14 protein-coding genes are annotated in these 12,871 nt (G+C 71.5%); 7 read left to right on the top strand and 7 right to left on the bottom strand.

Annotation, left to right across the window (positions count from 1 at the left end):
- Nucleotides 1-6: 6 nt before the first annotated feature.
- Complete coding sequence (locus tag Val02_RS28090) at nucleotides 7-516, bottom strand: MmpS family transport accessory protein (RefSeq protein WP_203902239.1); 510 nt, start codon at nucleotides 514-516, stop codon at nucleotides 7-9.
- Complete coding sequence (locus tag Val02_RS28085) at nucleotides 513-1,493, bottom strand: LysR family transcriptional regulator (protein ID WP_203902238.1); 981 nt, start codon at nucleotides 1,491-1,493, stop codon at nucleotides 513-515. Before Val02_RS28085 ends, Val02_RS28090 begins: the two co-directional genes overlap by 4 nt.
- A 70-nt stretch (nucleotides 1,494-1,563) precedes the next feature.
- On the opposite strand from Val02_RS28085, the gene Val02_RS28080 reads away from it, so the two are divergent.
- From Val02_RS28080 to Val02_RS28070, 3 genes are all read left to right on the top strand, one after another.
- A complete protein-coding gene (locus Val02_RS28080) occupies nucleotides 1,564-2,301 on the top strand; it encodes an SDR family NAD(P)-dependent oxidoreductase (protein ID WP_203902237.1) in 738 nt (245 codons plus the stop codon).
- Nucleotides 2,298-3,755, top strand: a complete 1,458-nt coding sequence (locus Val02_RS28075) for an MFS transporter (RefSeq protein WP_203902236.1) — start codon at nucleotides 2,298-2,300, stop codon at nucleotides 3,753-3,755. The genes Val02_RS28080 and Val02_RS28075 overlap by 4 nt, the downstream gene beginning before the upstream one ends.
- Before the next feature lie 96 nt (nucleotides 3,756-3,851).
- Nucleotides 3,852-4,853 carry an LLM class flavin-dependent oxidoreductase gene (locus tag Val02_RS28070; RefSeq protein ID WP_239153388.1) on the top strand — a complete coding sequence of 334 codons (1,002 nt, stop codon included), beginning with the start codon at nucleotides 3,852-3,854 and terminating at the stop codon, nucleotides 4,851-4,853.
- Here Val02_RS28070 and Val02_RS28065 read toward each other — a convergent pair.
- The 3 genes from Val02_RS28065 to Val02_RS28055 are packed head-to-tail and all read right to left on the bottom strand — an operon-like array spanning nucleotide 4,840 to nucleotide 6,385.
- Nucleotides 4,840-5,649: a hypothetical protein gene (locus Val02_RS28065; protein ID WP_203902235.1), complete on the bottom strand. Its 810-nt coding sequence runs from the start codon at nucleotides 5,647-5,649 to the stop codon at nucleotides 4,840-4,842. The genes Val02_RS28070 and Val02_RS28065 overlap by 14 nt on opposite strands.
- A gap of 39 nt (nucleotides 5,650-5,688) precedes the next feature.
- Nucleotides 5,689-5,952, bottom strand: a complete 264-nt coding sequence (locus Val02_RS28060) for a hypothetical protein (RefSeq protein WP_203902234.1) — start codon at nucleotides 5,950-5,952, stop codon at nucleotides 5,689-5,691.
- 16 nt (nucleotides 5,953-5,968) lie between these two features.
- A complete protein-coding gene (locus Val02_RS28055) occupies nucleotides 5,969-6,385 on the bottom strand; it encodes a hypothetical protein (RefSeq protein ID WP_203902233.1) in 417 nt (138 codons plus the stop codon).
- 427 nt (nucleotides 6,386-6,812) lie between these two features.
- Here Val02_RS28055 and Val02_RS28050 point away from each other — a divergent pair, with 427 nt between their 5' ends.
- Together Val02_RS28050 and Val02_RS28045 are read left to right on the top strand one after the other, a co-directional pair.
- Nucleotides 6,813-7,112 (top strand): hypothetical protein, encoded by a 300-nt coding sequence (locus Val02_RS28050; protein WP_203902232.1) that lies wholly within the window; start codon nucleotides 6,813-6,815, stop codon nucleotides 7,110-7,112.
- Nucleotides 7,113-7,489: 377 nt separating this feature from the next.
- Complete coding sequence (locus tag Val02_RS28045; protein WP_203902231.1) at nucleotides 7,490-8,677, top strand: alanine--tRNA ligase-related protein; 1,188 nt, start codon at nucleotides 7,490-7,492, stop codon at nucleotides 8,675-8,677.
- Here Val02_RS28045 and Val02_RS28040 read toward each other — a convergent pair.
- Entirely contained in the window at nucleotides 8,649-10,091 is a 1,443-nt protein-coding gene (locus Val02_RS28040; protein WP_203902230.1) for a M20/M25/M40 family metallo-hydrolase, read from the bottom strand. The two genes, Val02_RS28045 and Val02_RS28040, sit on opposite strands and share 29 nt — an antisense overlap.
- Before the next feature lie 98 nt (nucleotides 10,092-10,189).
- Here Val02_RS28040 and Val02_RS28035 point away from each other — a divergent pair, with 98 nt between their 5' ends.
- Entirely contained in the window at nucleotides 10,190-10,879 is a 690-nt protein-coding gene (locus Val02_RS28035) for a hypothetical protein (protein WP_203902229.1), read from the top strand.
- Between the two features lie 2 nt (nucleotides 10,880-10,881).
- Here Val02_RS28035 and Val02_RS28030 read toward each other — a convergent pair whose 3' ends face one another.
- Nucleotides 10,882-12,114 carry a pectinesterase family protein gene (locus Val02_RS28030; RefSeq protein ID WP_239153387.1) on the bottom strand — a complete coding sequence of 411 codons (1,233 nt, stop codon included), beginning with the start codon at nucleotides 12,112-12,114 and terminating at the stop codon, nucleotides 10,882-10,884.
- A 180-nt stretch (nucleotides 12,115-12,294) separates the two neighbouring features.
- On the opposite strand from Val02_RS28030, the gene Val02_RS28025 reads away from it, so the two are divergent.
- Nucleotides 12,295-12,696, top strand: a complete 402-nt coding sequence (locus Val02_RS28025) for a DUF805 domain-containing protein (protein WP_203902228.1) — start codon at nucleotides 12,295-12,297, stop codon at nucleotides 12,694-12,696.
- Nucleotides 12,697-12,871: the final 175 nt, after the last annotated feature.

Raw genomic sequence — 12,871 nt, 5'->3', positions numbered from 1 at the left:
CGGGGCTCAGTCGTCGGTCAGTACGCAGCCGACCCGCGCGAACGGGCCGCTGCCGCTGCGGACGGTGTTGAGGGTCTCGTAACGCCAGATCCGGCAGCCGATGCCGCCCGCGTCGGAGTCGAGGCGCTGGGCGGTCACCACCATCAGCGGCCCCTCGGCCGGGAACGCGATCCGCCACGGCAGCGTCGCCTCCGCCACCTCCAGGCGGTCGAACTGCTCGTTGTTGTACTGGATCTTCGCCTTGCCGTCGCCGGTGACCTCGTAGGTCACGACCGCCTCGAACGACGGCGCCGGCGACCCGGACCCGCCGGGGGCCGGGGACAGGACCGGCCCGCCGGTGGGCAGCCCGGGCGCCGGGGAGGCGCTCGCGTCGGCGGCGCTGAGCCGCAGCGGCGGCGCGGCCCCGGAACGGTTCTGCAGGCTGGTGCCCGCCAGCACGGCGACGACGAGGATCACGACGGTCCCGACGACGCTCGGCAGGAAGGCCCACGAACGCTTGATTCTCAAGAGATTCATGGTGTGCGTCCTTGTTCGATGAGTGGGGACGCCTCCATCGTCACTCCGCCGCCCGGGCGACGGCCGGGGATCGCGCCAATCGCACCCGAGCGCCGCAGCAGACCCAGGAACCGCGCCAGCACGGGCGAGGGATCGTCGCCCCGCCACATCGCCGCCGACACGATCGGCACGTCGGCGTCGCGAACGGCCACGTACGCCAGCCCTTCCGAACGCAGCAGCCGCGTCGACTCCTGCACCAGCGCCACCCCCAGCCCCGCTGCCACCAACGTCAGCAGGGCGCCGAGTTCGCCGGCGTGGCGCACGCCGCGCGGGGCGAACCCGCCGCGTTCGCACATCGCCACGAGGTCGTCGTGCCAGTGGGCGCACACGTCGCGGCCGAGCAGGGCGAGGCGTTCGCCGGTGAGGTCGGCGAGCGCGATCCCCGGCCGGCCGGCGAGCGGGTGCCCGGCCGGAACGGCCGCGACGAAGCGTTCCGTGGAGAGGGTCCTGACGCGTAGCGCCGGCTGCCCGCAGTCGACCTGCCCGAGCGTGCTGAGGAACGCGACGTCGACCAGGTCCTCGCGCAGCGGCTGCCCGAGCGCGCCCATCGGCAGCTCCCGCAGCGTCAGTTCGACCTCCGGCGCTACCAGCTCGAACGCCGCGATCGCGCGCAGGAACGGCTGCGACGACGCGGTCGGGTGGTAGCCGACGCGCAACCGCCCCAGCTCGCCGCGCCGGGCGCGTTCGGCGACGGACTCGGTGACGCGCGCCTGCTCCAGGGTGCGCCGCGCCTCCACGAGGAACGCCCGCCCGGCGTCGCTGAGCGCGGTGCGGCGGCGTTCCCGGATCAGCAGGTCGACGCCGAGGGCGGCCTCCAGGCGCAGGATCTGCTGGGAGAGGGCGGGCTGGGCGACCCGGAGCCGGTCGGCGGCGCGGCCGAAGTGCAGTTCCTCCGCGACGGCGACGAACGCCTCCAGGTGCCGCAACTCGAACTTCATGCGCTGAGGTTATCAACTGTTCAAAAAAGATTCTTGGACGTGATGAACGGATCGTCCATAGCTTCTCCGCATGACTCTCGAAGGAAAGACCGCCGTCGTCACGGGCGCCACGGGCGGCATCGGCGAGGCGATCGCGCGCGCCCTGGCGGCGGCCGGCGCCAACGTGACCGTCGTCGGCCGCCGCAAGGACCTCGGGGAGGCCGTCGCCGCATCCCTCCCGCGGGGCCTGTTCGTCGCCGCCGACCTGACCGGACGCGACAGCCACCGGGTGGTGCTGGAGTCCACTGTGGACACCTTCGGCGGGCTCGACATCCTCGTGAACAACGCCGCCGTGCTCGTCGGCGGGCCGGCGCTGCACGCCACCGAGGACGACTTCGACCGCGTCGTCGGCCTCAACTACCGGGCCGCGTTCTTCCTCACGCAGGCCGCGCTGCCGCTGCTGATCGCCGCCGGCGACGGGCGGATCGTGAACGTCAGCTCGATCGGCACCGTCAAGGCGTTCTGGGGCGGGGCGGTGTACAACTCCTCGAAGGCCGCGCTGGACAACCTCACCAGGACGTGGGCGCTGGAACACGGCCCCGACGGCGTGCGCGTCAACGCCGTCAACCCGGGCATGGTGCTCGACGGTCCCATGTCGTTCGGCCGGCAGGCGAGCATCGACGTCGCGACCGAGGTGCTGCCCCAGATCCCGGCGCGCCGGCTCGCGACCGCCGCGGACGTCGCCGGCGCCGTGCTCTTCCTCGCCGGTCCCGGTTCCGCTTACCTGAACGGCGTCACGATCGCGCTCGACGGCGGCCTGACCGCGTGAGCCGTCGTGCCGGCGCCTTCGCCGTCCTGTGCGTGGTGCAGTTCATGGTGATCCTGGACAGCACGATCACCGTGGTGGCGCTCGACGCGATCCGCACCGACCTGCACGTCGGCGAACGTTCCCTGCAGTACGTGCTGACGCTGTACGCCGTGCCGTTCGGCGGGCTGCTGCTGCTCGCCGGGCGGCTCAGCGACCTGGTCGGCCGGCGGCCGGTGTTCCTCGCCGGAACGGCGCTCTTCACGGCCGCGTCGCTGCTCTGCGCCTCGGCCGGCGCGCCGGCCGTGCTGCTCACCGGGCGGGCCGTGCAGGGGGCCGGTGCGGCGCTGGTGTCGTCGGCGGCGTTCGCGGCGGTGCTCGACCTGTATCCGCAGGGGGAGAGGCGGCACCGCGCGCTGGGCGTGTGGAGCGCACTCGGCGCGTCGGGCGCGGCGGCCGGGCTGATCCTCGGCGGGGTGCTGACCGACCTCGTGGGATGGCGGTTCGTCTTCGCGGTGAACGTCCCACCGGGGATCGGGTGTCTCGCCGTGGCGGCCCTCGTGCTGCCGCGAACGCCCGGCCGGCCGGTGCGGCTCGACCTGCCCGCCGCCGTGCTGACCACCCTCGGCGTGGGAACGCTCGTGTTCGCCCTCTCGCTGCGGCACGCCCTCCTCCTGCTGCTCGCCGCCCTGCTGCTCGCGGTCGCCGCGCTGCTGCACACGCCGCGGCCGGTGCCGAGGCGCGCGCCGCGGCCGGTCGGGACGCGCCCGGCTCGGGCGGCCGGGATGCGGGCGGTGCGGCCGGTCGGCCTTGCTGTTCCAGTCGGTGCGCGGGTGTCGCGGCTGGTGCGGGTGGTTGGGGGACGGGTGGCGCGGCGGGTCCGGCGCGGCGGGTCGCTGGCCGTGGCGGCCCTGGCGGTCGGCGCTCTCATGGCGGTCGTGGGGAGTCAGGACTTCTTCCTCACGCTGTATCTGCAACGGGTGCGCGGGTTCGGTGCGACGGCCGCCGGGCTGGTGATCGCGCCGGCGGCGGGGTCGGCGTTCGTGGGCAGCGCGGTGGCGTCGCGGGCCGTCACGCGGATGCCGCCGCGCGTGGTGGTCGTCGGCGGGTTGGCGTGCGTGGCCGTGGCGCAGTGGCTCCTCGCGCGGCTCCGCGTCGACGGACTGTCCACAGTGGACCTGCTGCCCGGGCTGCTGCTGTTCGGGTTCGGGCTCGGGGTGACGTTCGTGGGCGCGACGGTGCTCGGCACGGCCGGCCGTCCGGCGGGGCTCGCGTCCGGAGTGCTCGGGACGGCCCAGCAGGTGGGGCTCGCGGTCGGCGTGGCCGCGCTGGTGGGGGCGGTGGCGTCGGACGGCCCGCCCGCCGACCTGGTGGCGGGCTACAACGCCGGGTTACGTGCCGGCGCCGCCCTGACAGCCGTGACCGCACTACTCGTCGCGGCGACCCATCGTTGGCGGAATGCTACGCGTGCCACGTAATTCCGCCGCGGTTACGTGGCACGCGTAGCATTCCCGCGGCACGCGCCCCGGCGTGGCGGCGGCGGTAATGGGAATCGTTTCGGATAAGCTCCGCCCGTGGTGGACCTGCACGTGTTCCTGCTGGCGTCCCCGCACACCGGCGGGCTCGCCGGCGCGGTCGACTACGCCCTCGCGGCCGAACGCCTGGGCTACTCCGGCGTCTGGACGGCCGAGCACCACTTCATCCGCTACGGCGTCTGCCCGTCGGCCGTGGCGTTCGCCGCGCACGTGCTCGGCCGCACCGAACGCCTCACCGTCGGCACCGCCGCCGCCGTCCTGTCCACCCGGCACCCGGTGGCCTTGGGCGAGGAGGCCGCGATGCTCGACGAACTCTCGGGCGGCCGCTTCGCCCTCGGCGTCGCGCGCGGCGGCCCCTGGGTCGACCTGGAGGTCTTCCAGACCGGCCCCGAGCGCTACGCGCACGGCTTCGCCGAGTCGCTGGACCTGCTGCTGGAGTGGACCTCCGGGGCGCGCACGGTCGGCGCGGACGGGCCGACGTTCCGGTTCCGCGAGGTGGCCGTGGTACCGCGCCCGCGCCGCCGGCTGCCGGTGTGGGTGGCCGCGACCGGTACCGGCACCGTCGACCTGGCGGCCGAACGCGGGCTGCCGCTCCTGCTCGGGATGCACGCCACCGACGAGGAGAAGGCGGCGCTGCTGGCCCGCTACGCCGCGACGGCCGCCCGGCACGGCCACGACCCGGTGGCCGTCGGCCACGCCGGTGCCCTGCTCGCACACGTCGCCGCCGACGACGAGACCGCCCGGGCGGAGGTGCGCCGGCACCTGCCGCGGCTGCTGTCGGGCACCCGCGACTACGTGCGCCTGGACGGGACGACGAGCACGAAGGACCTCACCGCGTACACGGAGAGCCTCATCGGGATCGGCGCCGTCGGCTCACCGGAAACCTGCCGTCGCCGCCTGGAACAAGCCGCCCGGGTGGGAGTGCGGCACCTGCTGCTGATGGTCGAGGCGGCCGGCGACCGGGAGGACGTGCTTCGCAACCTGGCCCGACTGTCCACCGGAGAAAGTCTGCACTTTGCTGACGACCTCATGCCTTCCTGATCTTGATACGAAACGGGCCGGATCTCTTCGAGCCGAACGCGACGTACATGTCATAGTCGCCCGTTGCGATATCGGCGCGGCAGCCCTGCTCCTGGTAGGCAAATGACCGCGTGTAATCCGACTCTCCCGGCTCATGTGAACGACTCGGGGTGAGGAGCACGATCGTGGCCCGTGCCGCAGCGTCGCAGCCACTCGAGCGCCACACGTACACACCGATGGCACTCTCAAGCGATAGCTCCACGGTCCGTTGCCCGACGATCGTGCAGGCGTTGTCGGAGATGTTGATGATCCGCCAGGTGACATACGTACGGACCGACTCTCGGATGTCATCAGGAAACGTCGCCCAAAGGTCGACGTCGCGGTCAACGCACCACCGAACCGACGGAGCAGGCGGAGTCGTGGGATCGCCGTCGGCCAGGGCCTGGGACGTCAGCACGGTGCCGGCCATGATGACAACGGCCGCCAACGCGGCAGTAAGCGGTGCCGGCCGGCGGCCCACCGTCCGGGGGGCCGGGGCAGCAACTTGAGCGACCGGGGCTGCGGTATCGAGCGTGCGATCAGCAACGGCGGGCGTGACCACCGTTGCCAGGTCGTCGCGGTCGATAGCGCGTAGCGCCTCCGGCAGGTCGCCGAGGCGACCACGCGCCACCAGCCAATCGCGAATCTCGCCGGCCTCATGACCTGCGCGAAATCTGTTGCGTATGTGCGGGGGTATGTCCAGCACCGTCGAGAGTTCGTGCCAGCTGCTGTTCAGGTTCCGATCGAATGTCAGCCAGACGCGGCCGTGAGGGCTCATCGGGCGCACTCCTGCTGCACGTGGTCCGCATGCGCTCGCTTAGTGGCCGGTCCGAAAAGTCCGGGCTGCGGCGTGAGCAACCATGAGGTAGGCGCGAGGACGGTCAGCTACGTCCCTGATGTCGTCGATCAAACTGTGCAGCAGCCGCGTGCTGTTGTTTCGGACCGCGACGACCTCATCAGGTCTCAGAGAGCTACCGGTGATGATCTTCTGGAGCAGTGGTGCGAGTTGCTGCGCAGCGTGGCGGGGATTGCCGGGGCTCGTGGGATCGTCCAACAGCATGACGTCCAGGAACTGGGCCATTTGAGTCCTCGTCTGGTCAGGATCGGTGATCTGAGCGGACAAATGGAAGGCTGCAGCCGAGTACCAGGCCGACGAAAAGAACGGCGACCGCGATCCGTGCTGCGAATGAGGAGCCGGGCGGCAAGACCACCTCGACGCCGAACCACGCCGATGCGATGACCGCGGCGAGGAACATCAAGAACGAGAGAACCGAGCTGATGCCGGTGCCCTCTGAACCCGTGTAGCTGCCTCGAACGTGGAGGCGGCAGCTGAACCTTAGGCCGTTCGGCTCTGACACACGGTCGACCCGAACAATTGCTGCTGAGGTGGGCAGCGAGGGCCGTTGCTCCTGCTGCGTCATGGTGATCGGTGCTGCGGCGGGCGAGGGCACTGCCTCTGTACCGGAGGCGCCCGCGAGGTTGAGTTCTGTGGGTTGATCCGGCAGCGCTGCCATCGTGCTCCGTCTCAAATGGACAGGGTGGGGTACATGCGTTGATCTTGTTTGATGTGACGATCCGTAGCGTACGGCAGGACGGCGATCTCGTCACGCGTTCATGCAGTCGGTCGGCGTGTCATCAACTGCATCTTGTGTGTACTCAGAGCATCAACGTAGCCGTATGGCGAAGCTAAATGATCCTTAAGTATTGCGTTGAGCTGGTGAAACCTTCTTCTCGGCCAGTACGGTGACCCTGATTGTGTGACGCAACGCTCGTCTGTATCCGTCATTCCATCGTGGATGGCCGGTTGGCGTATGCCCATGCGGCTGGCTAGCGATGTAAGGTAACCAGTAACGATTGATGTAGTTACGAAGGGTAGTTGAAGTCGAGTCATTGAAACTGGACATATTGGCTGATTCAACGCTTCACCAGGAGGAGCGATCGATGGGCAAGTCCGGAGCGGTCAGGTCAGATGCATTGCCCGACGGGGGCTTGGGCCCGCCGTCCATGCCGCCCGCGGTTGGTGCGGCGGGCAACGGGTTGACGCGCATGACGGTCAACCTGAACCGGCAGGCGGTTCAGGCGCTGGAGCAGGTGAGTTCCGCGACCGGTTACAGCAAGACCGACTCGGTCAACCGCGCGCTCCAGATCTACGCGATCATTCACGCGATCATGGAGCGCAACGAAGGCGTGCTGCGGGTGGCTCATCTGGACGGTGAAGTCGAGCGCATCTACCTGGTGTGACTCGGCCTGAGCCCGGTAATAGTCGAAGCCCCGGGGGCTAGCCCGGGGCTTCGCTGTCTGACGCCAGGAACGTCATGACGAACGGAAAGTATTTGCGTGGTTGCTGAACGTCAATACCCCTGTCGGTCGACCGATACCCCCCGTGTGGCCATCGCTGGACAGCTAACCGTTCGCTTAGTCCTCCCGGGGCGAGGCCACTGGCGTTACACTCATCCCGTGGATCACCGCTTCATCGTTGCCGCTGCCGCGCGAGCTGCCAGCTCGCCGGCCGCCGCTGCCTGATCCGCACACCCCGATCACCCGGCGTCCGACGGACCGCCGGGTTTCTTCTTGCGCGCGCATCGTCGGTCGTCCCCGACCCCGGAAGGCGCATCGCCATGGACACCGAGACCACCGTCCGCACGTTCGTCGAGTTCTTCCGCGAACGCGGCCATCACCGCATCACGGGCACGTCCCTCGTCCCGCCGCCGGGCGACGTGCTCTTCACCAGCGCGGGCATGCACCCGCTCACGCCGTTCCTTTCGGGCGAGCCGCATCCCGGTGGGCGCCGGCTGGTGAACGTGCAGCGCTGCCTGCGCACCACCGACCTCGACGAGGTGGGCGACCCGACGCACCTGACCGTCTTCGAGATGCTCGGCTCGTGGTCGCTCGGCGACTACCCCGGCCCGCAGAGCCTGCGGTGGGGGTTCGAGCTGCTCACCGACGGGTTCGGGCTGGACCCGGAGCGGTTGCACGTCACCGTCTTCGGCGGCGACGACGAGGTGCCCCCGGACACCGGGTCGATCGAGGTGTGGGGCGGGCTCGGCGTTCCCGTCGAGTTGACCATCGAGGAGAACTGGTGGTCGAACGGCCCCACCGGCCCGTGCGGCCCGGACAGCGAGATCTTCGTCTGGACCGGCGACACGCAGCCCGTCGGCACACCCACCACGGACCCGCGCTGGGTCGAGGTGTGGAACCACGTCACGATGCGCTACGAACGCCTCCCCGACGGCCGGCTCGTCCACCTGCGACAGTCCAATGTGGACACCGGCATGGGCCTGGAGCGGATGCTGGCGGTGCTGCAGGGCCGGCGCTCGGTGTTCCACACGGATCTCTTCAAGCCCTGGACCGGAACGGTCTCCCGGCTGTGGCCGCACCTCGACGCGCACTCGACCCGCGTCGTCGTCGATCACCTGCGGGCGAGCACGGTGGTGCTCGGCGACGGCGTGCGCCCCGCGAACACCGGCCGCGGCTACGTGCTGCGCCGCCTGATCCGCCGCGCGCTCACCGTGCTGTGGCGCGGCGAGCCGACGGCGTCCCTCGGCGACCTGCCGCCGGAGCCGTTCGCGCACACGCTGAACCACTTCGGCCAGCCGCTCGACCCGCAGGACGTGCGGCGGTCGCTGGTCGAGGAGGAGCGGCGCTTCACCCGGCTCCTGGAACGCGGCCGCGACGTGGTGGCGCGCCAGCGCAGGCGTTCCGGCGGGGCGCTGGGCGAGGCGGACTACCACTACCTGCACGACACCCACGGCCTGCCGCGCGACCTGGTCGACGGGATCACGGACGACGGGTCAACAGCAGCGTGAACAGGTCCACGCCGTACCAGAGGTTGCGCAGGAGCAGGTTCTCATCGGCGGCGTGCTGGTTGTTGTCGGCGTTGGCGATCGGCAGGATCACCAGTGGACTGTCCAACCTGGACAGTGCGTGCAGCGGGAGTGAGCCGCCGAGGCCGGGCACGGTGAGGGCCTCCTCGCCGGCCGCCTCGGTGGCCAGTTCGGCCAGGTGCCGCACGATCGGGGTCCCGGCCGGGGTGCGCACGGCCGGGTACCCCAGCGCCGCGTCCAGGCGCACGATGCGGTGGTGCGCACGGCGTTCGGCGTCGGTGGGGTCGCGGTCCAGGACGAGGCAGCCGTGCGCCGTCAGGTGCTCGCGCACCCGTCGCAGCATGCGCTCGGGCCGGTCGCCCGCCGCGAGCCGGATGTCCACGGAGGCGCTCGCCGTCGCGGGCACGACGTTGCGCGCCGCGTCGCCGACGTCACCGGCCCGCAGACCCCTGATGTTGAACGACGGGAGCATCAACCGGTCCGCCAGCCGGCTGTCCGGGATCTCGGGGCCGGCCACTCCGACCCGTTCCAACAGAACATCCTCGACCGGCGGCAACGCCGCGAGGGCCGCGCGGTCGGCGTCGCCGGGCGGCGCCGTGTCATCGTAGAAGCCTTGCACCGTAACGTTTCCGTGCTCGTCCTTGAACGTGGCGAGCAGGTGCGCGAGGGTGAGCGCCGGGTTGGGCACCCAGTTGCCGAAGTGTCCACTGTGGAGCTCGCGGGTCGGCCCGTGGACGGTCAGCTCAAACCCGCAGTACCCGCGCACGCCCAGTACCACCTGCGGCGCGCCGGAGTGGTGCACCGGCCCGTCGAAGACCAGCCACGCGTCGGCGCGCAGCCGTCCGCGCAGCGCGTCCAGGTACCCGGCGAGGTGCGGCGAACCCGACTCCTCCTCGCCGTCCAGGCAGAAGACCAGGTCGACGGCGGGCTCGACACCGGCGTCCCGCAACCCGTCGAGCGCCGTGGCGAGCGCGATCAGCGGCGCCTTGTCGTCGGCGGCCGCCCGCGAGTACAGCCGCCAATCGTCGTGCACCGCGTCACCCGGCCCCGGGAACGGCACCTCCCGGTCGCCGTCGCGCAGCGTCGGCGTGAACGGCGGCGAGTGCCAGCCCGTCCCGACCGGCTGCCCGTCGTAGTGCACGTACACGCCGAGCGTGGGCCTGTCGCCGGTACCCAGCCGCCCGGTGACCAGGGGAGCGGCGCCGGCGTGCTCGACGACCTCCATGCGGGCGCCCCGGGCGGTCAGCAGGTCCGCCACGGCGGCCGCGTTGCGGCGCAGCGCCGGCAGGTCACCCGTCACGTTCGACAGCGCCAGCAGCTCCCGGAACTCCGCCAGCACCCGCCACGCGTGGCGGGCCCGGTAGGAGCGCACGGCATCGAGCGGTTCCCTGTGCATCTCATCAGCCTTCCCCACCGGTCGGTTTCGCGCCACGCCCCGGCCGGATCCGTGGGTTAGGCTTGCCGCTTTCGTGCACCCTGCGGAAACGAGGCGACATGCGGTGGTTCCGGCGGCGGGGCGGTGGTCCTTCCGATCTTGACCCGGCCCGTCAGGAGGAGCTGCTCCGCGAGGTCCGGCGGTTCGGCACCGACGGGCGGGCCCGTCCCGCCGACGAGGTCGCCGCGCTCACGCCGCTGCTCACCGAGCCCGACGGGCTGGCCGTCGCCGCGCGGCTCGTGCAGGAGGCCGCCGGCGAGGCGTTCGCCGGGGTGCGCGCCCAGATCAGCGCCGGCTACCCGGTCGACCGCCGCAACTACCGCGTGCTGTGGCGCGCCGCCGGCGCCCGACTGCGCACCCCCCTCTTCGAACTGCCCGGCCGGCTGCACCCGTACGTGCACCTGACGGCCGCCGCGGGCGCGCTCGGGGACCACGCCGACCGGGTCTCGAAGCTGATCGCCCCGCAGCCCGTCGTCGACGCGCTCGTCGAGCTGCTCGACCTGGTGACGGCGAGCTGGGAGTTCGGCGGCGTGCCGGCCGACCCCGACGGCGCCGACCTGGTGCGGGCGCTCATCCACGCGGCGGGTCAGATCCGCGCGGTCATGCCGGACGAGCCGGCCCCGCTGCCGCCCGGGATCCGGGAGCTGATGCGGCGCAACAACACGACCCCGGTGGTCGATCCCGCCGCCCATCGCGTGGTCGGCGGGATCAACGTCGGCGCCGAGATCCGCCCGGCCTTCCTCACCTGACGCTATGCGGCCCCGGGGCCGACGTTGCGGTACTCGTGGAGCCGGTTGAACGCCGGGTCGTCCAGGTTCCGGCCCGGTGCGACGTTCCCGCTGAACGGCCGTGCCGTGGTGGCCGCCGCCGCCCAGGGCGCATCCGTGGCGAAGCCGTCGCCGATGACGCTGTCCCGGATGACCAGCTGCCCGTTCGGGGAGACGCCCGGGACGTACCCGGTCGAGCCCGCGCCCTGGTCCCAGGCCCGGCCGAGGTGCGCGGTCGGTGCGTCGTCGTAGCCGCTGTCGGTGCTGATGACGCTGTGCCGCACCAGGAACCCGAACGGGTACAGCGGCGTGGTGCTCGGCGCGAAGACGACGCCCTCGGCCGGTTTGCGGGTGGAGACCACGTGGAACCGGCAGCGTTCGAAGACGGCCTGCGCGCGGCCGAACACGAAGTCGGTGTCGCCCTCGATGTAGCTGTCCCGCACGAGCACACGGGCGATACGCGTGGCGTCGCTCGTGTTGGGGTGGAACGTGTCCTGCCGGCTCACCAGCCGCACCCGTTCGACCTGTTGGCGGTCGGCGTCGGTGCGCAGCGCCAGGGCCTGGTGCGTGCCGGGCAGGTCGGCGAGCGTGTTGGTGAGCGTGAGGCCGGCGATCTGGAGGTCCGGCGCCTGCGACCAGACGACCGTGGCGCACAGGCCGGCGGTGGCCTGGGTGCGCGTGGCGCACGAGCGGAACATGCTCCAGGCGGGATCGCCCTCGGCGTACCGGGTGCCGCCCGGGTTGACCAGTGCGGCCCACTCCGCCGGCGGGACGGCCGCGTCGATCGCGAACTCGATCCGCGCGTCCCCGATCCCGTACAGCGTCAGCGGCGGCCCGCCGGCCGGGACGAACACGGTGCCGGTGTGCGTGCCCGGCCGCAGGGCGATGTAGCGGCGTGCGGTGCCGCCCCGCGCGTAGGCCTCGTTGACCGCCGCCTGCACGCTCTCGCCCGGCCGCACCACCGCGTCGGGCCGGACGCCGACGGTCCGGATCGGCCCGGGGTGCCACGGGTCGGCGACCGGTGCGGCGTAGGGGCCGGAGACGTCGAGGTACGCCGACGGGGTGTACCTGGCGGCCTCCACTGTGGACAGTACGGGCCGCTGCGGGGTGCCGGGGGCCCGGTCGCGTTTCGCCTCGGCGACGGAAGGGGTCGCAAGGACGAGAGCGGCCGCGATCGCGGCGAGCGCGAGATCGTCCACGGTCCGGGCTCTGCGCACGGGTGGCCTCCTGGGGTGGCAAAGTGCTGAGGTAAGCGCTTTCCTGAGCTTCGGGGAGGCCGCGATCGATGTCAAGCGCGCGCGTGCGGCTGCCCGGTATCAACGCTTTCGCCGGTAGTTATCCACAGAAACCATTTGGGTCTGGTGGCCCCGCGCGCACCACTGGCACGGTCGATGGCCATGGGACCTCCGGAGAAGGAAGACGCGATGCGGGTGATCCGCTGGTACGTGAGCGGATGGCTCGGAGTGCTCCGCTACCGCGGCCGCGCGCGGCGCGGCGAGCTGTGGAGCTACTACCTGATCAACCAGGTGATCATCGGATTCACCACGTACCTCGTCGGCGATGTGCCCGCGACGGTCTTCGGCCTCGTGCAGGCCCTGCCGCTGTTCGCCCTGGCGGTGCGCCGGCTGCACGACACCGGACGGGAGGGCGCGACCCTCGTGGTGGTGCTCCTGCCGATCGTCGGCATGATCATGCTGATCGTCTGGCTGGTGCGCCGCGGAGACATCGGGCCCAACCGGTACGGGTCGGACCCGAGGTGGGAATCGCTGCGCGTGCCCGCCGGGTCGGTGCACGGATGAGGGGCGTTCCCGCGGCGGCCGGTTGTAGCGGACCGGCCGCCGCCGGGAGCCCGACCGGCCCATCCGTCGCGTCGGACCAACTGGAAGTCCGCGCACGACGCGATGTCCCCCGTGGCGCGGGCCGGTGCGGAGGAATCGTAAGGAGCGGTCCTTTCGCCGACCTTGAATTTTTCTT

It is taken from the genome of Virgisporangium aliadipatigenens (genome assembly GCF_016863615.1).
GTDB classification, from domain to species: domain Bacteria; phylum Actinomycetota; class Actinomycetes; order Mycobacteriales; family Micromonosporaceae; genus Virgisporangium; species Virgisporangium aliadipatigenens.
This window is presented reverse-complemented; position numbering and strand designations above follow the sequence as displayed.